Annotated in this window: 18 protein-coding genes and 1 tRNA gene; 12 read left to right on the forward strand and 7 right to left on the reverse strand. The window is 73.7% G+C overall.

Translation table 11 applies throughout. The annotated features are described in order from the left end of the window. Positions 1 to 47: 47 nt before the first annotated feature. From ACFVVO_RS19365 to ACFVVO_RS19375, 3 genes are read left to right on the forward strand one after another with little or no spacing between them, the layout of a single operon-like run. Complete coding sequence (locus ACFVVO_RS19365) at positions 48 to 359, forward strand: dsRBD fold-containing protein (protein ID WP_390056412.1); 312 nt, start codon at positions 48 to 50, stop codon at positions 357 to 359. An 11-nt stretch (positions 360 to 370) separates the two neighbouring features. Continuing rightward, positions 371 to 1,675 carry a phosphoribosyltransferase family protein gene (locus tag ACFVVO_RS19370; protein ID WP_390056414.1) on the forward strand — a complete coding sequence of 435 codons (1,305 nt, stop codon included), beginning with the start codon at positions 371 to 373 and terminating at the stop codon, positions 1,673 to 1,675. Positions 1,676 to 1,684: 9 nt separating this feature from the next. After that, the gene (locus ACFVVO_RS19375; RefSeq protein ID WP_390056416.1) at positions 1,685 to 2,815 is read left to right on the forward strand and encodes a CapA family protein; all 1,131 of its coding nucleotides are present in this window, start codon (positions 1,685 to 1,687) and stop codon (positions 2,813 to 2,815) included. Positions 2,816 to 2,907: 92 nt separating this feature from the next. Here the strand turns inward: ACFVVO_RS19375 and ACFVVO_RS19380 are convergent. After that, positions 2,908 to 2,995, reverse strand: a tRNA-Leu gene (locus ACFVVO_RS19380). A gap of 199 nt (positions 2,996 to 3,194) precedes the next feature. On the opposite strand from ACFVVO_RS19380, the gene ACFVVO_RS19385 reads away from it, so the two are divergent. From ACFVVO_RS19385 to ACFVVO_RS19395, 3 genes are all read left to right on the forward strand, one after another. Continuing rightward, positions 3,195 to 4,520: a M20/M25/M40 family metallo-hydrolase gene (locus ACFVVO_RS19385; protein ID WP_390056418.1), complete on the forward strand. Its 1,326-nt coding sequence runs from the start codon at positions 3,195 to 3,197 to the stop codon at positions 4,518 to 4,520. A 148-nt stretch (positions 4,521 to 4,668) separates the two neighbouring features. Then, positions 4,669 to 4,902, forward strand: coding sequence for a chaplin ChpH (gene chpH, locus ACFVVO_RS19390; RefSeq protein ID WP_390056420.1), 234 nt, complete (start codon positions 4,669 to 4,671; stop codon positions 4,900 to 4,902). Positions 4,903 to 5,045: 143 nt separating this feature from the next. Further along, positions 5,046 to 5,846: a chaplin family protein gene (locus ACFVVO_RS19395; protein ID WP_390056421.1), complete on the forward strand. Its 801-nt coding sequence runs from the start codon at positions 5,046 to 5,048 to the stop codon at positions 5,844 to 5,846. Between the two features lie 87 nt (positions 5,847 to 5,933). Here the strand turns inward: ACFVVO_RS19395 and ACFVVO_RS19400 are convergent, their stop codons facing one another. Then, positions 5,934 to 6,122 carry a DUF5703 family protein gene (locus tag ACFVVO_RS19400; RefSeq protein ID WP_043407302.1) on the reverse strand — a complete coding sequence of 63 codons (189 nt, stop codon included), beginning with the start codon at positions 6,120 to 6,122 and terminating at the stop codon, positions 5,934 to 5,936. Positions 6,123 to 6,169: 47 nt separating this feature from the next. Here ACFVVO_RS19400 and ACFVVO_RS19405 point away from each other — a divergent pair, with 47 nt between their 5' ends. Beyond that, complete coding sequence (locus ACFVVO_RS19405) at positions 6,170 to 6,904, forward strand: hypothetical protein (protein WP_390056422.1); 735 nt, start codon at positions 6,170 to 6,172, stop codon at positions 6,902 to 6,904. Between the two features lie 185 nt (positions 6,905 to 7,089). Here ACFVVO_RS19405 and ACFVVO_RS19410 read toward each other — a convergent pair whose 3' ends face one another. Continuing rightward, a complete protein-coding gene (locus tag ACFVVO_RS19410) occupies positions 7,090 to 9,258 on the reverse strand; it encodes a helix-hairpin-helix domain-containing protein (protein WP_390056423.1) in 2,169 nt (722 codons plus the stop codon). After that, positions 9,255 to 10,235: an aldo/keto reductase gene (locus ACFVVO_RS19415; protein WP_390056424.1), complete on the reverse strand. Its 981-nt coding sequence runs from the start codon at positions 10,233 to 10,235 to the stop codon at positions 9,255 to 9,257. Before ACFVVO_RS19415 ends, ACFVVO_RS19410 begins: the two co-directional genes overlap by 4 nt. Positions 10,236 to 10,430: 195 nt before the next feature. On the opposite strand from ACFVVO_RS19415, the gene ACFVVO_RS19420 reads away from it, so the two are divergent. Further along, entirely contained in the window at positions 10,431 to 11,486 is a 1,056-nt protein-coding gene (locus ACFVVO_RS19420; protein WP_390056426.1) for an LLM class F420-dependent oxidoreductase, read from the forward strand. 155 nt (positions 11,487 to 11,641) lie between these two features. On the opposite strand, the gene ACFVVO_RS19425 is transcribed toward ACFVVO_RS19420, so the two are convergent. Next, on the reverse strand, positions 11,642 to 12,643 hold the full coding sequence (locus ACFVVO_RS19425; protein ID WP_390056428.1) for a magnesium and cobalt transport protein CorA: 1,002 nt from the start codon (positions 12,641 to 12,643) through the stop codon (positions 11,642 to 11,644). A 62-nt stretch (positions 12,644 to 12,705) separates the two neighbouring features. Here ACFVVO_RS19425 and ACFVVO_RS19430 point away from each other — a divergent pair, with 62 nt between their 5' ends. The 4 genes from ACFVVO_RS19430 (at position 12,706) to mshC (ending at position 16,194) form a co-directional block, all read left to right on the forward strand. Then, positions 12,706 to 13,392 carry a histidine phosphatase family protein gene (locus tag ACFVVO_RS19430; protein ID WP_390056430.1) on the forward strand — a complete coding sequence of 229 codons (687 nt, stop codon included), beginning with the start codon at positions 12,706 to 12,708 and terminating at the stop codon, positions 13,390 to 13,392. Positions 13,393 to 13,483: 91 nt separating this feature from the next. Continuing rightward, positions 13,484 to 14,074, forward strand: a complete 591-nt coding sequence (locus ACFVVO_RS19435; RefSeq protein ID WP_390056432.1) for a DUF3090 domain-containing protein — start codon at positions 13,484 to 13,486, stop codon at positions 14,072 to 14,074. Continuing rightward, positions 14,038 to 14,871, forward strand: coding sequence for an SCO1664 family protein (locus tag ACFVVO_RS19440; protein ID WP_390056433.1), 834 nt, complete (start codon positions 14,038 to 14,040; stop codon positions 14,869 to 14,871). Before ACFVVO_RS19435 ends, ACFVVO_RS19440 begins: the two co-directional genes overlap by 37 nt. A gap of 93 nt (positions 14,872 to 14,964) precedes the next feature. Next, positions 14,965 to 16,194, forward strand: a complete 1,230-nt coding sequence (mshC, locus tag ACFVVO_RS19445; RefSeq protein WP_390056435.1) for a cysteine--1-D-myo-inosityl 2-amino-2-deoxy-alpha-D-glucopyranoside ligase — start codon at positions 14,965 to 14,967, stop codon at positions 16,192 to 16,194. A 74-nt stretch (positions 16,195 to 16,268) separates the two neighbouring features. Here mshC and ACFVVO_RS19450 read toward each other — a convergent pair whose 3' ends face one another. Together ACFVVO_RS19450 and ACFVVO_RS19455 are read right to left on the reverse strand one after the other, a co-directional pair. Continuing rightward, on the reverse strand, positions 16,269 to 17,279 hold the full coding sequence (locus ACFVVO_RS19450) for a PAC2 family protein (protein ID WP_390056437.1): 1,011 nt from the start codon (positions 17,277 to 17,279) through the stop codon (positions 16,269 to 16,271). A 376-nt stretch (positions 17,280 to 17,655) separates the two neighbouring features. After that, complete coding sequence (locus ACFVVO_RS19455; protein WP_390056439.1) at positions 17,656 to 19,272, reverse strand: FAD-dependent oxidoreductase; 1,617 nt, start codon at positions 19,270 to 19,272, stop codon at positions 17,656 to 17,658. Positions 19,273 to 19,293: the final 21 nt, after the last annotated feature.

A 19,293-nucleotide genomic window follows, 5' to 3' on the forward strand; every position in this document is an offset into this window, starting at 1 on the left:
CGCGGTGCGTCCCGTTGGCCTCGCAGCGCAGTGAGGAGAGGCGGACGATGAGTCGACCCCTGAGCAGCCGTCCTCCGTCCGTCAAGGAATGGCGGCTGAACCTGTACCTGTCCGAACACGACCCGGACACCACCGCCCGGATCGTCCTGGACACCGGAGACAACGTCCTGGAGAGCCACGCCGAGGCCCGCCGCAACCCCTACGACACGGCGGTGCCCGACATCGGCGACGAACTCGCCGCCGGACGCGCGCTGATCGCCATGGGCCGGGTGCTGCTGCGCGCGGCCGCTGGCGACATGAAGGACATGGGCGCGACCGACCGGGAGGCTCCCGTGCCCCTCTGGCTGTCCCGGGAATGAGGGAGCCCATCGTGCTCTTCACCGACCGGCTCGAGGCGGGACGGCGACTGGGCGCCCGCCTCGAGTACCTCAGAGGCCAGGACGTCGTGGTGCTCGGACTGCCCCGTGGCGGGATCCCGGTCGGCGCGCAGGTCGCCGAGGCCCTCGACGCCCCGCTGGACGTCTGCCTGGTCCGCAAGCTGGGCGTGCCCCACCAGCCGGAGCTGGGCATGGGCGCGATCGGCGAGGACGGCGTCCGCGTCATCAACCAGGAGGTGCTGCGCGGCAGCGGGGCATCCGAAGCCGACCTGGAACGGGTCGAGGCGCACGAGCGCGCCGTCCTGGCGCAGCGCGCCGCCCGCTACCGCGGCGACCGCCGGCCGGCCGACGTCGCCGGCCGGACCGCCGTCATCGTCGACGACGGCGTCGCCACCGGCTCCACCGCGCGGGTCGCCTGCCGGATCGCCCGGGCCCGCGGCGCCGCCCGGATCGTGCTCGCGGTGCCCGTCGCACCCTGGGACTTCCCGCACCGGCTCGCCGGGGAGGCCGACGACCTGGTCTGCCTGGCCACCCCGGCGGACTTCTACGCGATCGGCCAGTTCTACGGCGACTTCACCCAGGTCGCCGACGACGAGGTCACCGCCTGGCTGCGGCAGGCGGCCCACCGCCACGAACGCTTCGCCGGCACCGGCCCCGGGGACCGGGAGGTCGAGATCGCCGCCGGAGCCGTCCGGCTGCGCGGGCGGCTCACGCTGCCCGCGGGCGCGACGGGAGTCGTGGCCTTCGCCCACGGCAGCGGCAGCGGCCGGCACAGCCCCCGCAACCGGTTCGTAGCCGGCGGACTGAACCGGGCCGGACTCGGCACCCTGCTGTTCGACCTGCTCACCGAGGACGAGGAACACGACCGGGCCAACGTCTTCGACATCGGACTGCTGGCCGGCCGGCTCTCCGACGTCACCCGGTGGCTGCGCGAGGAGCCCGACACCGAAGGGCTCGCGGTGGGCTACTTCGGCGCCAGCACCGGCGCGGCCGCCGCCCTGTGGGCCGCCGCCGAACCGTCGGCCCGCCCCGCCGCCGTCGTCTCCCGCGGGGGCCGCCCCGACCTCGCCGGAGCCCGGCTGCCCGAAGTGACCGCGCCCACCCTGCTCATCGTGGGCGGCGCCGACCGGCAGGTGCTCGAACTCAACCGGGAGGCGCAGGCCGCGCTGCGCTGCGAGAGCCGGCTCGAGGTGGTGCCCGGCGCCACCCATCTCTTCGAGGAGCCCGGCACGCTGGAGAGGGTGACCGAACTGGCCCGCGACTGGTTCGCCGACCACATGGCCCCGGCGCACGTGTAGGCCGGGACCATGCGCGAGGGCGCCGTCACCCTGTTCCTCGCCGGTGACGTCATGCTCGGCCGGGGCGTAGACCAGATCCTCCCGCACCCCGGCGACCCCGCCCTGCGGGAGGACTACGTGCACGACGCCCGGGACTACGTGGCCCTCGCCGAGGCCGTGAACGGCCCGATACCCCGACCGGTGGACCCGGGCTGGCCCTGGGGCGAGGCACTGCCCTGCCTGGACCGGGCCGCGCCCGAGGTACGGGTGATCAACCTGGAGACCGCCGTCACCCAGGACGGCGACTTCGCCCCGGGCAAGGCCGTCCACTACCGCATGAACCCGGCGAACCTCTCCTGTCTCGCCGCGGCCCGCCCCGACGTCTGCGTCCTCGCCAACAACCACGTGCTCGACTTCGGGCCGCCCGGCCTGGCGGAGACGCTGGACAGCCTGGCGGGAGCAGGGCTGCGCACGGCCGGAGCGGGCCTCGACGCGGTCGCGGCCTGGCGGCCCGCCGCCGTGCCCCTGAAGTCGGGCGGGCGCGTCCTCGTCTTCTCCTTCGGGATGCCCTCCAGCGGTATCCCGCACGGCTGGGCCGCCACCGCCGACCGCTCCGGGGTGGCCCTGATCGCGGCGCCGACCCCGGCCGGCGCGGCCGCCTTCACCGACTGCCTGCGCCAGCTCCGGCGGCCCGCCGACCTCGTCGTCGCCTCCGTCCACTGGGGCCCCAACTGGGGATACGGCGTCCCCGGCGGCGAGGTCCGCTTCGCCCACGCCCTGGTCGACGCCGGTGTGGACGTCGTCCACGGCCACTCCTCCCACCACGCGCGCGCCCCCGAGGTGTACCGGGGCCGGCTCGTCCTGTACGGCTGCGGCGACCTCGTCGACGACTACGAGGGCATCAGCGGCTACGAGCGCTACCGTGACGACCTGCGCCTGCTGTACCTGGTGACCCTCGAGGAGGGCACCGGCCGGCTGACCCGCCTGCGGATGGTGCCCCTGCGGGCCCGCCGGATGCGCCTGGAACACGCCTCGGCCGAGGACACCGCCTGGCTGAGCACCGTGCTCGACCGGTGCGCCCGCGACCTCGGCACCCGTGTCGAGCGGAGCGACGACGGCACCCTCACCGCACGGCCCCTGCGCGCCACCGCGCCCCGCTGAGAAGCGTCCGTCTCGCGGCCCGGACGGCGTCCGCCCCTCAGGGCACGCGAAAGCAGGGCATGCAAAAGGCCCCCGCAGAGCAGGGGCCTCGCTGGTGTCCGAGGGGGGACTTGAACCCCCACGCCCGATAAAGGGCACTAGCACCTCAAGCTAGCGCGTCTGCCATTCCGCCACCCGGACAAGGTGTCTGTCGTGCGGGGTTTCCCCCGCGGCGACGAAGGAAAGACTACCAGGCTTTCGCGGGCGGCCGATCACGCCCCGTCCACGGAACCCGTCCGGCGTGAACGGCGCGTGACGGGCCGGGTCCGGTCTTGGGCGCGGGGAGGGGCCGGGGGGAGGATGGACAGGACCACCAGCAGTGACAGTGGGAGGAATCAGCGTGAGCGAGACGGACACGGCCAGGGGCGTCACCGGCGAGGACGAGGTCGTGGACCTCTGCCGCGAGCTGATCCGGTTCGACACCAGCAACTACGGCGACCACTCGGGGCCCGGCGAACGGGCGGCCGCCGAGTACGTCGCCGGGAAGCTCGCCGAGGTCGGGCTGGAGCCGGAGATCTTCGAGTCGCACCCCGGACGCGCCTCCACCGTGGCCCGCATCGAGGGTGAGGACCCGTCCCGGCCCGCGCTGCTGATCCACGGCCACCTGGACGTCGTACCGGCCAACGCCCACGACTGGACCCACGACCCCTTCTCCGGCGAGGTCGCCGACGGGTGTGTGTGGGGGCGCGGGGCCGTCGACATGAAGGACATGGACGCGATGACCCTCGCGGTCGTGCGCGACCGGCTCAGGAGCGGACGCCGGCCCCCGCGCGACATCGTGGTCGCCTTCCTCGCCGACGAGGAGGCGGGCGGCACGTACGGCGCGCGCCACCTCGTCGACAACCACCCCGGCCTGTTCGAGGGCGTCACCGAGGCGATCAGCGAGGTGGGCGGTTTCTCGTTCACGGTGAACGAGCAGCGGCGGCTCTATCTGATCCAGACGGCCGAGAAGGGCATGCACTGGATGAAGCTGACCGTGGCCGGCACCGCCGGGCACGGGTCGATGATCCACCGGGACAACGCCATCACCGAGCTCTCCGAGGCCGTCGCCCGGGTCGGCCGGCACCGGTTCCCGGTCCGGGTCACCAAGACCACCCGGGCCTTCCTGGACGAGCTGGGCGACGCGCTCGGCACCGAGCTGGACCCGGAGAACATGGAGGCCACCCTCGCCAAGCTCGGCGGCATCGCCAAGCTCATCGGCGCGACCCTCTCCAACACCGCCAACCCCACCCAGCTCAACGCCGGTTACAAGGTCAACGTCATCCCCGGGGAGGCCACCGCGCACATCGACGGACGGTTCCTGCCGGGGCACGAGGAGGAGTTCCTCGGCGACCTCGACCGGCTCCTCGGGCCCCACGTCCGCCGCGAGGACGTGCACGCCGACAAGGCGGTCGAGACCACCTTCGACGGCGCGCTGGTCGAGGCCATGCAGTCCGCGCTGCTCGCCGAGGACCCCACCGCCAAGGCGATCCCCTACATGCTCTCCGGCGGCACCGACGCCAAGTCCTTCGACGACCTCGGCATCCGGGGCTTCGGCTTCGCGCCGCTGAAGCTGCCCCCGGAGCTGGACTTCGCCGGCATGTTCCACGGCGTGGACGAGCGGGTGCCGGTGGACGGGCTGAAGTTCGGTGTCCGGGTGCTCGACCGGTTCATCGACGCGTCGTGACGCCTTGGGCCGAGGTAATAGGGCGACTGTGCGAGGTCGACTGAGAAGAGTGAATGCGACGATAAGCTCGTAGCCCCATTACCCCCTCCTCGTTACAGGTGATGTGATCCCCGCACCTTGGGATCGCATTGCCAACTAGGAGGAATAAATGATCAAGAAGGTCGTCGCTGCCGCGGCCGCCACCGGTGGTCTGGTTCTCGCGGGCGCGGGCCTGGCCGTCGCCGACTCGGGTGCCCAGGGTGCCGCCGCGCACTCGCCGGGTGTCGTCTCCGGCAACGTCATCGAGGTACCCGTCCACGTTCCGGTGAACGTCTGCGGCAACACGGTCGACGTGATCGGGCTCCTGAACCCCGCCTTCGGCAACGGCTGCGTCAACGACTGACGCCGGCTCCCCGAGGGGCGTCTTTTACGAGCCGTCGGCCCCGGAGCGCGCGCCATGCGCTCCGGGGCCGACCGGCCTTTCTCCGCGGAATTCCTTTTTCGCGGATGGTGCAGAAATCATCGAAGGCAGGGGGGAATTCCGCAATGCGACAGAGTACCCGCAAGGGTCTGATGACCATGGCCGCCGCCACCGGCGTGATCGCCGCCGCGAGCGGCTACGCGCACGCCGACGCCGGCGCGGCCGGATCCGCCACCGGTTCGCCCGGCGTGCTGTCCGGCAACACCGTGCAGGCGCCGGTGCACGTGCCGGTGAACGTCTGCGGCAACACCGTGAACGTGGTCGGGCTCCTCAACCCGGCCATGGGCAACGCGTGCGCCAACCACGGCGGCAGCCGCTCGGGCGGCCACGGCAGGTCCGGCGGCTCCCACGCGAGCGGCCGCAGCGACCACTCGCCCGGCGTCGGCTCCGGCAACACCGTCCAGGTGCCGGTCGACGTCCCGGTGAACGTGTGCGGCAACAGCGTGAACGTCGTGGGCGCCGGCAACGCCGCCAAGGGCAACGACTGCGCCAACGGCGGCGGGCACCACAACCCGCCCGGCAACCCCGGACACCGGGGCCACCCCGGGAACCCGGGCACTCCGGGTCACCCCGGTACTCCGGGCCATCCCGGAACGCCTGGTCACCCGGGTACTCCGGGCCACCCTGGCACCCCGGGCACTCCCGGTCACCCGGGAACGCCGGCCACTCCGCCCGCCGACACCGGCCGGACGCCGCACGGTTCGTCCCAGGTCAGGACGCAGGACGGCGGCTCGGAGCGGTCCCTGGGCGGCGGTCAGCTCGCCCACACCGGAAGCGAGGTGCCGCTCGGGCTCGCGCTGCCGGCCGGCGCGGGCGCGCTGCTCGCGGGCGCGGTGCTGTACCGCAAGGCCCGGGCCTCCGCCTAGCCGGAACGCCGTGGCCGGAAGGCCGTGAACAGCGGAGCGGGCCCCGCCGTCCCGGCGGGGCCCGCTCCGCTGTTCACGCGGACTGCCTCACCACGTGGCCCGCACCTGGCGGATGATCCGTCGGCGCAACCGCACCTTGCGGCTGCCGTCACGCAGCAGGCTCAGTCGGTCCAACTCCCAGTGTCCGTACTCGGCATGGTCCGTCAGCAGGCGTGTGGCCTCCTTGCGGGACACCCCGCGAGGCACGTACACGTCGACAAATTCGTATTCCGGCATCGCATCTATTGTGCGGGCTGGTGCCCGGTACGGATAGCGTCTGCACTATGTCTGATGCTGCGCAGCCCACCGCTGCCGAGGTACGCGCCGCCGTCGAGGCGGTCAAGACCGCGCTCGACCGTCACCTGGCCGCGGTCGAACGCAGGACGGGGGAGGACGACCAGGCCGTCTACGAGGCGTTCAACGAGCTGGCGTCGGCCGCCGAGACGTACGACGAGCTGCTCTACGACCGCTACGACGAGGTCACGCCGTTCGAGATCCCAGGTGCGGAGGACTCGCTGCCGCCGTACGCGGGCCCCGGGGAACCGAACGCCGTCAGCGTGCTGATCCGCCGCGACTACTCCGTGGCGGAGCCACAGCGGCTGCTGGCCCAGGCCCAGCGGGTCGAGGCGGCGGAGTACGAGGACGGCGAGGGCGCGAACGACGATGCCGCCGCCACCGTCCCCGGGGCGCTCGGTGTCCTCTTCGGCGAGTTCGAACCGGACGAGATCGCCTCCCGGCACAAGGAGTTCGGCCTGGAGGAGGGCGACTCCACGCTCTGGGTCACCGCCGTTGACGAGCCGGCCGAACCCGGTGAGTGGCTGGAGGCCCCCTTCGACCAGGTCGACCCGGAGCGGGTGCTGTGCCGGTTCGACGTCAGCGCGGTGTTCGACGAGGACCACGAGGACGACGACGAGGACCACGAGGACCCCGAGGACGACGACGAGGGCCTCGACGAGCTGGACGCGGACGACGAACTGGACGGCGACGACGATCTGGAGCCGCTGGACGCCGAGCGGTGACCCGGTCCGGCGGTGGGGGCCGGGGGCCGGGGCCGGGGGGGCCCCCCCCCCCCCCCCCGGGGGGGGCCCCCGGGCCCCGGCCCCCCCCCCCGGCGCCGCGGGGGCCCCGCGGGGGGGGGGCCCCCCCCGCCCCCGGCCCCCCCCCCCACCGCCGGCCTCCGCCGGGTGCGAAGCCGGCGGCCCGGTCAGCCCGCCGCGGGGACCTGGGCGCGCAGCAACGTCTGCAGACGGGTCGTCCGGGGCTTGGCCGGGACCTCCGCCACGGCCCTCGGCAGTGCCTGTTCCACACCGTGCACCACTGACACATGGCGCTCGGCCCGGCCGAAGGCCGTGTACACCCAGGGTCTGGTGAGGGTCTGCGCGGCGTCCCCGGGCAGTACCACCACCGCGGCCGGCCAGCGGCCGCCCACCGCCTGATGCGCGGTCAGCGCCCAGCCGTGCCGCACCGACTGCTCCACCCGCTCCCGGGGCACGACGACGGGCTCGCCCGCGCACTCCAGACGCAGCCCGTCGGCGTCGGCGTTCACCACGCGGCCCGGCACCGTACGGCCCGGGGCGGGGGAGTAGGCGATCCGGTCGCCGGGGTCGAAGCCGCCGAAGCGGCCGGGCCCCGGGTTGAGGCGTTCCTTCAGAGCGGCGTTCAGGGCCCGGGTGCCGGCGGCGCCGCCGTGACCCGGGGTGATCACCACCGTCTGCTCGGGCGGCACCCCGATCGCCCGCGGCACCGAGTCCGCGACCAGTTGCACCGTCCGGTGCACTGCCTCGCCCGCGTCCCGCACCGGAACGATGACGATCTCCTTGCCGGGCGCCTCCACCTGGTTCAGCTCGCCGGCCCCGATGCCGGAGACCAGCTCGCCCAGCGGGCCGGGGTCGGGAGTGCGGGAGGCGAGCTGCGGGCAGGCGCGGGCGGCCAGCAGATCGGCGAAGACCCGGCCGGGCCCGGCCGACCACAGCACCGCGGGGTCGCCGCTGAGCACCAGCCGGGCCCCGTCGGGCAGCGACTCCACCAGCATCGCGCCGCTCTCCACGTCGAGTTGGGGCGCGTCCAGCACGATCAGCAGATCCATGTCCAGCGCGCCCTCCGCGTCCCGGCCGGGCCCCTCGGTCCCGGAGAGGACACCGGCGACCGTGCCGACAGCCGGGGCGCCCTCTGCGTCACCGAGCAGCGCGGCGAGGCGGCGGCTGCCGCCCGGGGTGTGGCAGACGGCGAAGGCACGCAGCCCGGCGGCCCGGGCCGCACCGAGCAGCGCGGCCGGTTCGGCGCGGGCCGCCTCGCCGCCGGTGTGCAGCACCAGAGCGTGCCCGGCGACCGCGCGGGCCAGTTCGACCGCGCCGCCGGACGCCCGGGCGGTGACCGCCTCCCACGGCCCGGTGGTCTCCTTCGGCAACGAGCTGACCAGCCGGGCCAGGCCGTCGGCGAGGCTCTCCTCGGCGAGCGCGTACCGCTCCAGACCGGCGAGGACCCGGACCGGGCGCTCCTCCTCCTCGCCGTCCTCCTCCCGCGGGGCCGGGGCGCCCGGCTCCTCCAGGGCGTCCTGGAAGACCAGCGCCTCCGCCTCGGCGATCGTGCTCTGCACCGCCGCGTCCGGGTCCGGCACGCCGCGCTGCGCCAGGGCCGCGGTGAGCGCCGTCAGTTCGAGCGCGGTGTGCCCGGCGAGCGCCGCCTGCTCCAGGAGCCAGACGGTCACCGCGCGGCCCCGCCGTTCGTCGTCCGGGCGGCACTCCGCGCCGAGCAGCGCCCGCGCGAACCCGTCGGCCTGCTCCGGCCGCACCCCGCCGATCCGCAGCAGCTGCCAGGGGTCCTCGCGCAGCACGGTGTCGGCGCCCTCGCCGAGTCCCGTTGCGGCCTGGACGGCCAGGGCCTCGGGCGCCCCGCCCTCGGCGAGCACCCGCCGCACGGCCTCGACGGTCTCGGACCCGGGCGCGTGGGCGGCGGGCGCCGCGGCGGGGGCGGGCTGCTGCGGCCGCCGGACCGGCTCGGGGGCCGGGCGGCGGGGGACCGGCGCGGGTTCGGCGAAGACCGCGGCGGTCGGCTGCTCGCCGCTCTCCACCGCCCGGACCGCGGCGAGCAGGTCGGCCGCCTTCCCGCTGAGGGCGGTGCCGCTCGCGATGGGCGTCTTCCGCTCGGACTTGCGCCGCTCGATCCGTTCCCGCTCCAGCCGCTGCGCGGCCAGCTCGGCCTCCGCCTCGGACGGCTCGGGCCCGCCCGCGTCGCCCGCTGGCTGCGCACCCGTGCTCCCCGGGTCGTCCCCGGTCGCCGTGCCCTGCTCCGGGGTCCGCTCAGTGTCCGGGCTCTCCGGGGTGTCCGGGGCCTCGGGCGCGGTGTCCTCCGTGGTCTCCGGCTCCGTGCTCACAGCGTGCTCCAGTCGTGATCGGGATAGCGGTGCACGGGCGCCGACACATCGTCCAGCGCCCGGCAGATCTCGTCAGGAAGACTAAGCGCCTCCACTGACAGTGCCGCCGTGAGCTGCTGCGCGTTGCGCGCGCCGACGATCGGGGCGGCGACCCCGGGCCGGTCCCTGACCCAGGCGAGGGCCACCTGGAGCGGGGTGACCGCGAGCCCGTCCGCGGCCGTCGTGACGGCGTCGACGATGTGGGAGGCGGTGTCGTCGAGGTACGGCTCGACGAACGGCGCGAGGTGCTCGGAGGCACCGCGCGAGTCCACCGGAGTGGTGTGCCGGTACTTGCCGGTGAGCACACCGCGGCCCAGCGGGGAGGAGGGCAGCAGACCGACGCCCAGGTCGAGCGCGGCGGGCAGCACCTCGCGCTCGGCGCCGCGCTGGAGCAGCGAGTACTCGAGCTGCGTGCCGGCCAGCGGGGTGCGCCCCGGCGCGGCGAGCTGCCAGGTGGCCGCCTTGGCGAGCTGCCAGCCGCAGAAGTTGGCGACGCCCACGTACCGGGCCCGGCCGCTGCTCACCGCCAGGTCGAGGGCCTGGAGGGTCTCCTCCAGCGGGGTGCCGGGATCGTGGGCGTGGATCTGCCACAGGTCGACGTGGTCGGTGCCGAGGCGGGCGAGGGAGGCGTCGAGAGCGGCGAGCAGATGGCCGCGGGAGCCGTCGACGCGGCGGTCCGGGTCGGGGACGCTGCCCGCCTTGGTGGAGATCACCAGGTCCCGCCGGGGCACCAGACCCTCCATGAGCCGCCCGAGCAGGTACTCCGCCTCACCGTCGCCGTACACGTCCGCGGTGTCGACGAGGGTGCCGCCGGCCTCCCAGAACGTCTTCAGCATGTCCGCGGCGTCGTGCTCGTCGGTGTCCCGCCCCCAGGTGAGGGTGCCGAGTCCGATCCGGGACACGCGCAGGCCGGTACGGCCGAGATGCCTCTGCTCCATGTGCGCGAGATTACTGGCCAGAACTGGTGCCGTGGGTGCCTGTGGACAACCGGATCCGCCCCGGTGGACGCCCGGATTCCCGGGCCGCACCGGCACCGGTACCGGCGGGAGCGGCGGGCGGGGGCTGTGCGGGGACGGCCCCGGCTCGCTAAGGTCGCGGCCAACGACGTTACTCATGGGTAAGGGGATGTGGCCATGCAGCTCGGGATCAACCTCGGCTACTGGGGTGCCGGGATGGACGCGGACAATCTGGCCGTCGCGCAGGAGGCCGAGCGGCTGGGCTACGCCGTGTGCTGGGCCGCCGAGGCGTACGGCTCGGACGCGGCCACCGTGCTCAGCTGGGTCGCCGCCCAGACCGAGCGCATCGACGTCGGCTCGGCGATCTTCCAGATCCCGGCCCGGCAGCCGGCCATGACCGCGATGACCGCGGCGACCCTGGACTCGCTGTCCAAGGGCCGCTTCCGGCTCGGCCTCGGCGTCTCCGGCCCGCAGGTCTCCGAGGGCTGGTACGGCGTCAGGTTCGACAAGCCGCTCTCCCGCACCCGCGAGTACGTGGAGATCGTACGGAGGGCGATGACCCGCGAGCGGCTGTCGTTCGAGGGCGCGCACTGGACGCTGCCGCTGCCCGGCGGCCCGGGCAAGCCGATCAAGCTGACCGTGCACCCGCAGCGCGAGCACATCCCGCTGTACATCGCCGCCATCGGCCCGAAGAATCTCGAGCAGACCGGCGAGATCGCCGACGGCGCCCTGCTCATCTTCCCGTCCGCCGAGCACCTCGAGGACACCACGATCACGCATCTGCGCGCCGGACGGGAGAAGGCCGGCAAGACCCTCGACGGGTTCGACATCTGCCCGACCCTGCCGCTGGCCGTCGGCGACGACAAGGACGTGTCCCGGCTCGCGGACACCTTCCGGCCCTACACCGCGCTGTACGTCGGCGGCATGGGCAGCTTCAAGCAGAACTTCTACAACCGGCTCGCTCAGCGCATGGGATACGAGAAGGAGGCCGCCGAGATCCAGGAGAAGTACCTGTCCGGCGACAAGCAGGGCGCCGCGGCCGCGGTCCCGCAGGACCTGATCGACAAGACGACGCTGCTGGGGTCCGTGGACCGCATCGCCGAGCGGATGAAGGCCTACGCCGCCGCCGGCGTCACCACCCTCTCCCTGGCCCCCGCGGGCTTCACGCTCGACGAGCGGATCGCCTCGCTGCGGGCCGGCAGCGAGGCCCTGGAGCGCGCCGGCCTCGGCTAGCACTCGCCGCGCGGGAAGTTCTGCGGCCGTGGTGGGGGCTCGGGGGTCTTCCCCGCCACGGCCGTCACGCAGAACAACGCACCGGACGCCGGGTGGTTACGACCCCCGGCGCTCCTTCTTGAGGTCGGCCCGCTCCCGGCCCTCCGACGGCCCGCTCACAGCCAGCCGCGCCGCTTGAACTGCCGGTACAGCAGCACCTCCAGCACGGCCATCAGCACGACCACCACCGGATACGACCACAGCCAGTGCAGCTCGGGCATGTGGTCGAAGTTCATGCCGTACACGCCCGCGATCATCGTCGGCACCGCGGCCATCGCCGCCCAGGCGGAGATCTTCCGCATGTCGTCGTTCTGCCGCACGCTCGTCTGCGCCAGGTGCGCCGACAGGATGTCCGACACCAGCCGGTCCAGGCTTTCCACGGACTCGTTCACGCGCGTGAGGTGGTCGCTCACGTCCCGGAAGAAGGGCCGTGCCTTGTCGTCCACGAACCGCACCCCGCCGCCCCCGCCGAGCGGTCCGGTGCCGGCCAGCCGGGTCAGCGGCACCGCGAGCGGCCCGGTCGCCCGGCGGAACTCCAGGACCTGCCGCTTGAACCCGTAGATCCGCGACGCGGTGTGCCGCGAACCGCCGCTCACCGGCTCGAACACCTCCGCCTCCAGCTCCTCCAGGTCGGTCTGCAGCTCCGTCGCCACCTCCAGGTAGTGGTCCACGACGGCGTCGGAGATCGCGTACAGCACCGAGGTGGGGCCCGTGCCGAGCATCTCCGGGTCCTCCTCCAGACGGCGCCGTACGGCCGCCAGCGGCGCCCCCACCCCGTGCCGGACCGTCACCACGAAGCCGTCGCCGACGAACACCATGACCTCCCCGGCCGAGACGGTGTCGCCCTCCGGCTCGTACACCACCGGCTTGAGGACCATGAAGAGCGAGTCGTCGTACACCTCCAGCTTGGGCCGCTGATGGGCCTTGAGGGCGTCCTCGACCGCCAGCGGATGCAGTCCGAACTCCCGGGTGACCAGGTCGAACTCCCGTTCCGACGGCTCGTGCAGCCCGATCCACACGAAGCCGCCCGCCGCCCGCGCCTCGTCCAGCGCGTCGGACAGGTCCTCGGGGCCCTCGGTACGGAGCCCGTGCCGGTACACGGCGCAGTCCACGATCACGGAGCGCATTCTCCCTTCGCCCGTTCACCAGTGCATGTACTGATGCGCTTACCCTGGGCCGCATGCCCACGCTGATCCTCGTCAGGCACGGACGGTCGACCGCCAACACCTCGGGTGTGCTCGCCGGGTGGACGCCAGGCGTCGCCCTCGACGAGCGCGGCGCCGCACAGGCCGCCGCGCTGCCCGGACGGCTTGCGGAGCTGCCGCTCGCCGAGGTCGTCGCGAGCCCCCTGCAACGCTGCCAGGAGACCGTACGGCCGCTGCTCGACGCCCGGCCCGGACTGCGCGCCCACACCGACGAACGCATCGGTGAGTGCCACTACGGCGACTGGTCCGGACGCAAGCTCGCCGAACTGAAGGACGAGCCGCTGATGGAGGTCGTCCAGGCCCACCCGTCGGCCGCCGCCTTCCCGGGCGGCGAGTCCATGCGGGCCATGCAGACCCGCGCAGCCGAGGCCGTACGCGAGTGGAACGCGCGCGTGGAGCGCGACCACGGCGCCGACGCCGTCTACCTCATGTGCTCGCACGGCGACATCATCAAGTCGCTCGTCGCCGACGCCCTCGGACTCCATCTCGACCTCTTCCAGCGGATCTCCGTGGAACCGTGTTCCATCACCGCGATCCGTTACACCCGCCTCAGGCCGTTCCTCGTCCGCCTCGGCGACACCGGGGACCTCGCTTCGCTCGCCCCGCGCGAGGAGCCCGGGGAGGGCGACGCACCGGTCGGTGGTGGTGCGGGCGCACCGTGATCGTCGGCCGCAGTAGGGTGAAGCGACCCACCCCGTCGCACCCGCAATGGCCCGCACCGCAGCAATCCCCGAATCCAAATGGAGACAGGACGTGTCACGTCAGGTGTTCCTCTTCGACCCGCCGGACCGCTTCGTCGCGGGCACGGTCGGGCTGCCCGGACGCCGTACGTTCTTCCTCCAAGCCATCGCGGGCTCCCGGGTGACCAGCGTGGCCCTGGAGAAGACCCAGGTCGCCGCGCTCGCCGAGCGCATGGACGAGCTGCTGGACGAGGTCGTACGGCGCAGCGGCGGCAGCGCCGCCGTCCCCGCCGTGGCGCCCACGGAGGTCGCCGACTCCGGCCCGCTGGACACCCCCATCGAGGAGGAGTTCCGGGTCGGCACCATGGCCCTGGCCTGGGACGGCGAGGAACAGCGCATGATCGTGGAGGCGCAGGCGCTGGTGGAGCTGGACGCCGACACCGAGGAGGACCTCGCCGAGGCCGAGGAGCGGCTGCTCCAGGACGAGGAGAACGGGCCCCCGATGCTGCGGGTCCGGCTGACCGGCGCGCAGGCCAGGGCCTTCGCCAAGCGCGCCCTGGACGTCGTCAACGCCGGGCGGCCGCCGTGCCCGCTGTGCAGCCTCCCACTCGACCCGGAAGGACACGTATGTCCGCGCCAGAACGGATACCGCCGCGGAGCGTGACGGCCGCGGACGACGGCGCCGCCGAGCTGCTCGCGCGCGGTGAGCTGTCCGTGCGCGGACGCATCCGCGAGGCGTCCAACGCGGCGCTGTTCTGCACGGTCGCCCTGGACGGCCGGGAAGCCTCCTGCATATACAAACCGGTGGCCGGGGAGCGCCCGCTGTGGGACTTCCCCGACGGCACCCTGGCCGGCCGTGAGGTGGCCGCCTACGAGGTCTCCGTGGCCACCGGCTGGGGACTGGTCCCGCCGACCGTGCTGCGCGACGGCCCGTACGGCGAGGGCATGTGCCAGCTGTGGATCGACGCCGCCGCCGAGGCGGACCTGCTCGCCCTGGTGGACACCGAGGAACCGGAACCCGGCTGGAAGGCGATCGGGCTCGCCGACGTCGGCGAGGGCCGTACCGCGCTGCTCGTCCACGCCGACGACGAGCGGCTGCGCCGCATGGCCGTCCTCGACGCCGTGATCAACAACGCCGACCGCAAGGGCGGCCACCTGCTGCCCACCGTGGCCGGCCGGCTCTACGGCATCGACCACGGGGTCACCTTCAACACCGAGGACAAGCTGCGCACCCTGCTGTGGGGCTGGGCCGGGGAACCGCTCACGGCCGAGGCCGTGGAGGTGCTGCGGGCGCTGCGCGGGTCCCTCGCCGGCGGCGGTGAGCTGGCCGGGCGCCTGGCCCCGCTGATCACCCCGGCCGAGATCGACGCCACGCGCGCGCGTGTCGACGCGCTGCTCGGAACCGGGCTCCACCCGGAGCCGGGCGGGGAGTGGCCGGCGATCCCCTGGCCGCCCGTGTGAGCACATCACGGCCTGAAGCGCAAGAACGCACAACCGGCCATCCGGGCCGATCCCGTTCGTATCCGCAGCTCGCGGCCGGTTAGGCTCATGTACATGCATGCCTGGCCCGCTTCCGAGGTCCCCGCCCTGCCTGGTCAGGGCCGCGACCTGAGGATCCACGACACCGCGACCGGCGGCCTCGTCACCCTCGACCCCGGTCCCGTCGCCCGTATCTACGTCTGCGGCATCACGCCGTACGACGCGACCCACATGGGTCACGCGGCGACCTACAACGCGTTCGACCTCGTCCAGCGCGTGTGGCTCGACACCAAGCGGCAGGTCCACTACGTCCAGAACGTCACCGACGTCGACGATCCGCTGCTGGAGCGCGCGGAGCGGGACGGCGTCGACTGGGTCGCCCTCGCCGAGAAGGAGACCACCCTCTTCCGCGAGGACATGACCGCCCTCAGGATGCTCCCGCCCAAGCACTACATAGGCGCCGTCGAGGCCATACCCGGCATCGTCCCGCTCGTGGAGCGGCTGCGTGAACTCGGCGCGGCCTACGAGCTCGACGGCGACGTCTACTTCTCCGTCGAGTCCGACCCGCACTTCGGGCAGGTCTCGAACCTGGACGCGGCCGCGATGCGGCTGCTGTCCGCCGAGCGCGGCGGCGACCCGGACCGGCCGGGCAAGAAGAACCCGCTGGACCCGATGCTGTGGATGGCCGCCCGCGAGGGCGAGCCGAGCTGGGACGGCGGCACCCTCGGCCGCGGCCGCCCCGGCTGGCACATCGAGTGCGTGGCGATCGCCCTCGACCACCTGGGCATGGGCTTCGACGTCCAGGGCGGCGGCTCCGACCTGGCCTTCCCGCACCACGAGATGGGCGCCTCGCACGCCCAGGTGCTCACCGGCGAGTTCCCCATGGCCAAGGCCTACGTGCACGCCGGGATGGTCGCCCTGCACGGCGAGAAGATGTCGAAGTCCAAGGGCAACCTGGTCTTCGTCTCCGGGCTGCGCCGCGACGGCGTCGACCCGGCCGCGATCCGGCTGACCCTGCTCGCCCACCACTACCGCTCCGACTGGGAGTGGACCGACCAGGTCCTGCGCGACGCGAAGGACCGGCTCGGCCGCTGGCGGGCCGCCGTCTCCCGGCCCGACGGCCCCTCCGCCGACGCGCTCGTCGAGGAGATCCGCGCGGCCCTCGCCGACGACCTCGACGCGCCCGCCGCGCTCGCCGCCGTCGACCGCTGGGCCGACCTTCAGCAGCGGGAGGGCGGCACCGACACCGGTGCCTCCGGTGTGGTCACCCGGGCCGTGGACGCGCTGCTCGGCGTGGCCCTGTGACGCACCCGCCCGGTCCGGGGGCGAACCCGGCCTGACGGCGAAGGGGCGGTACGCGACTCGCGTACCGCCCCTGCTCAGTCCTCGGCGCCGTCCTCGTCGTCGCCCTCGGCGTCGCCGGGGGTGTCCGTGTCGGGCTTGGCCGGCCTCGGCGGGCGGCTGCGCCCGCCGGGCGTGTCACGGGACGTGTCCCGCCGGAAGGAGCCGCCCTCACCGCCCTCCGCCGTGGCGTGCCCGCCCGGCGGGCCGACGTCCCGGCGCCGCAGATACCGCTCGAACTCGCGGGCGATCGCCTCGCCGGACGCCTCCGGCAGCTCGGCGGTGTCCCGGGCCTCCTCCAGCGTCTGCACGTACTCGGCGACCTCACTGTCCTCGGCGGCCAGCTGGTCCACGCCCACCTGCCAGGCGCGCGCGTCCTCGGGCAGCTCGCCCTGCGGGATGCGCAGGTCCAACAGGTCCTCCAGCCGGTTGAGCAGGGCCAGCGTGGCCTTGGGGTTGGGCGGCTGGGAGACGTAGTGCGGCACCGCCGCCCACAGCGACACCGCCGGCACGCCCGCGTGCGTGCAGGCCTCCTGCAGGACACCGACGATGCCCGTCGGGCCCTCGTACTTGGTCTCCTCCAGGTCCATGCGGCGCGCCAGATCGGGGTCGGAGGTGACCCCGCTGACCGGCACCGGACGCGTGTGCGGGGTGTCGCCGAGCAGGGCGCCCAGGACGACCACCAGCTCCACGCCCAGCTCGTGCGCGAAGCCGAGCAGTTCGTTGCAGAACGACCGCCAGCGCATGGACGGTTCGATGCCCCGGACCAGCACCAGGTCGCGCGGCTTCTCCCCGCCGACCCGCACCACCGACAGTCTGGTCGTCGGCCATGTGATCTTTCGCACCCCGCCGTCCATGAACACCGTGGGGCGGTTCACCTGGAAGTCGTAGTAGTCCTCGGCGTCCAGCGCCGCGAACACCTCGCCCTTCCACTCGCGTTCCAGGTGCGCGACCGCCGTGGAGGCGGCGTCACCTGCATCGTTCCAGCCCTCGAACGCGGCCACCATGACTGGGTCGATCAGCTCGGGAACCCCCTCCAGCTCGATCACCCAGTGCCTCCTTCCGACGTGCTCTCGCCTGACCACCCAACCTTACGGCGTCCGGCGGGAGCGCCCGCGACCCCCTTGACCGGGGGGCTGCCCGGATCACTGCCCCGTTCGCCATGCCGGAACACCCGGCGCGCTCCCGCCGGACGGCACCGCTGCGCCGGCGGCCCGGCCCGCGACGGGGCCGTGCCCAACGTGGCCCGGGGCACGCCGGGTTGCTGCCGCGGCGGCCGGGCGGACAGGCGGAAGGGGCAGCCGGAAGGGGCGGCTCCATCGGCGTGGAGCCGCCCCTCCCGCCCTTCCGGACCCGGTGCGGCGGGTTCCGGCGCGGCAACGGCGGCCGGCCCTGGTCAGGGAGGGGGCCGGCCGCCGTCCGGGCCTACTTCCCGTCGAGCAGGTCCTGGACCTTGGCGCGGACCTCGTCGGTCGCGAGGCCGCGGATGGTCAGCGTGGTGCGGCGGCGCAGCACGTCGTCCGGCGTCTCGGCCCATTCGTGGTCGCGGGCCCAGACGACCTGCGCCCAGATCTCCGGGGCGTCCGGGTGGACGCGCGCGGCCAGTTCCGGGTGCTCGTTCGCCAGCCGGGCGATGTCGAAGGCCAGGGAGCCGTAGTGGGTGGCCAGGTGCCTGGCCGTGTCGGCGGCCATGCGCGGGCCGGGCGCCGGGTTGTCCACCAGCAGGCGGTGGGCGACCGCGCGCGGGTTGGCGACGCCGGGCAGCGGAAGCTTCTTCGGCAGCGAGGAGATCGGCTCGAAGTCGTCGCCGAGCGGGTGACCCGGCAGCTCCTCCAGCTTCTGCATCACGGTGCGGCCGATGTGCCGGAAGGTCGTCCACTTGCCGCCCGCGACGGACAGCATGCCGCCCTTGCCCTCGGTCACGACCGTCTCGCGCTTGGCCTTGGCGGTGCTGCCGGGACCGCCCGGCAGCACCCGCAGACCGGCGAAGGCGTAGGTCATCAGGTCGCGCTGGAGCTGCTGGTCCCGGACGGAGAACGCGGCCTCGTCCAGGATCTGGGCTATGTCCTTCTCGGTGACCGAGACGTCCGCCGGGTCGCCCTCGTACTCCTCGTCGGTGGTGCCGAGGAGCAGCATGTCCTCCCAGGGGAGGGCGAAGGTGATGCGGTACTTGTCGATCGGGGTGGCGAGCGCGGCCTTCCAGGGGGCGGTGCGCTTCAGCACCAGGTGCGCACCCTTGGACAGGCGGATCGAGGGCGCCGCGTTCGCGTCCTCCAGCCGGCGCAGGTGGTCGACCCAGGGGCCGGTCGCGTTCAGCACCAGGCGGGCGTTGACCCCGAACTCGGAGCCGGATATCCGGTCCCTGAGCTCGGCGCCGGTGACCCGGCCCTTGGTGAAGCGCAGCCCGGTGACCTCGGCGTGGTTGAGCACGACCGCGCCCGCCTCGACGGCCGCCCGGACCGTCATCAGCGCCATGCGCGCGTCGTTCATCTGGTCGTCGCCGTACACGGCCACGGCCTTGAGGTTGTCGGTGCGCAGCTCGGGCACGTCCTGCGCCGCCTTGGCGGGGGAGAGCAGGTGGCCGACGCCGTCGCCGAACGCGGAGAGCGCCGAGTAGGCGAAGACGCCCGCGCCGAGCTTCGCCGCGCCGTGCGGCCCGCCCTTGTACACGGGGAGGTAGAACGTGAGCGGGTTCGCCAGGTGGGGGGCCACCTGGCGGGAGACCGCACGGCGCTCGAAGTGGTTCTCCGCCACCAGCTTCACCGCGCCGGTCTGCAGGTAGCGCAGACCGCCGTGGAGCAGCTTGGAGGAGGCGGAGGAGGTGGCACCGGCGAAGTCGCCGGCGTCGACCAGCGCCACCCTGAGTCCGGACTGCGCGGCGTGCCAGGCGGTGGAGATGCCCAGGATGCCGCCGCCGATCACAAGAAGGTCGTACGACGCCTTGGAGAGTTGCTCCCTGGTCTCGGCTCGGCTCGGGTTGGAGCCGGAGGCCGGGTGCTTCCCCAGGGCAGGCACGGACTGCAGGGTGGACTGACTGGTCATGTCGGGTACTTACTCCTCGTC

The organism is Streptomyces sp. NPDC058145, from assembly GCF_042884245.1.
In the GTDB taxonomy this organism is placed as follows: domain Bacteria; phylum Actinomycetota; class Actinomycetes; order Streptomycetales; family Streptomycetaceae; genus Streptomyces.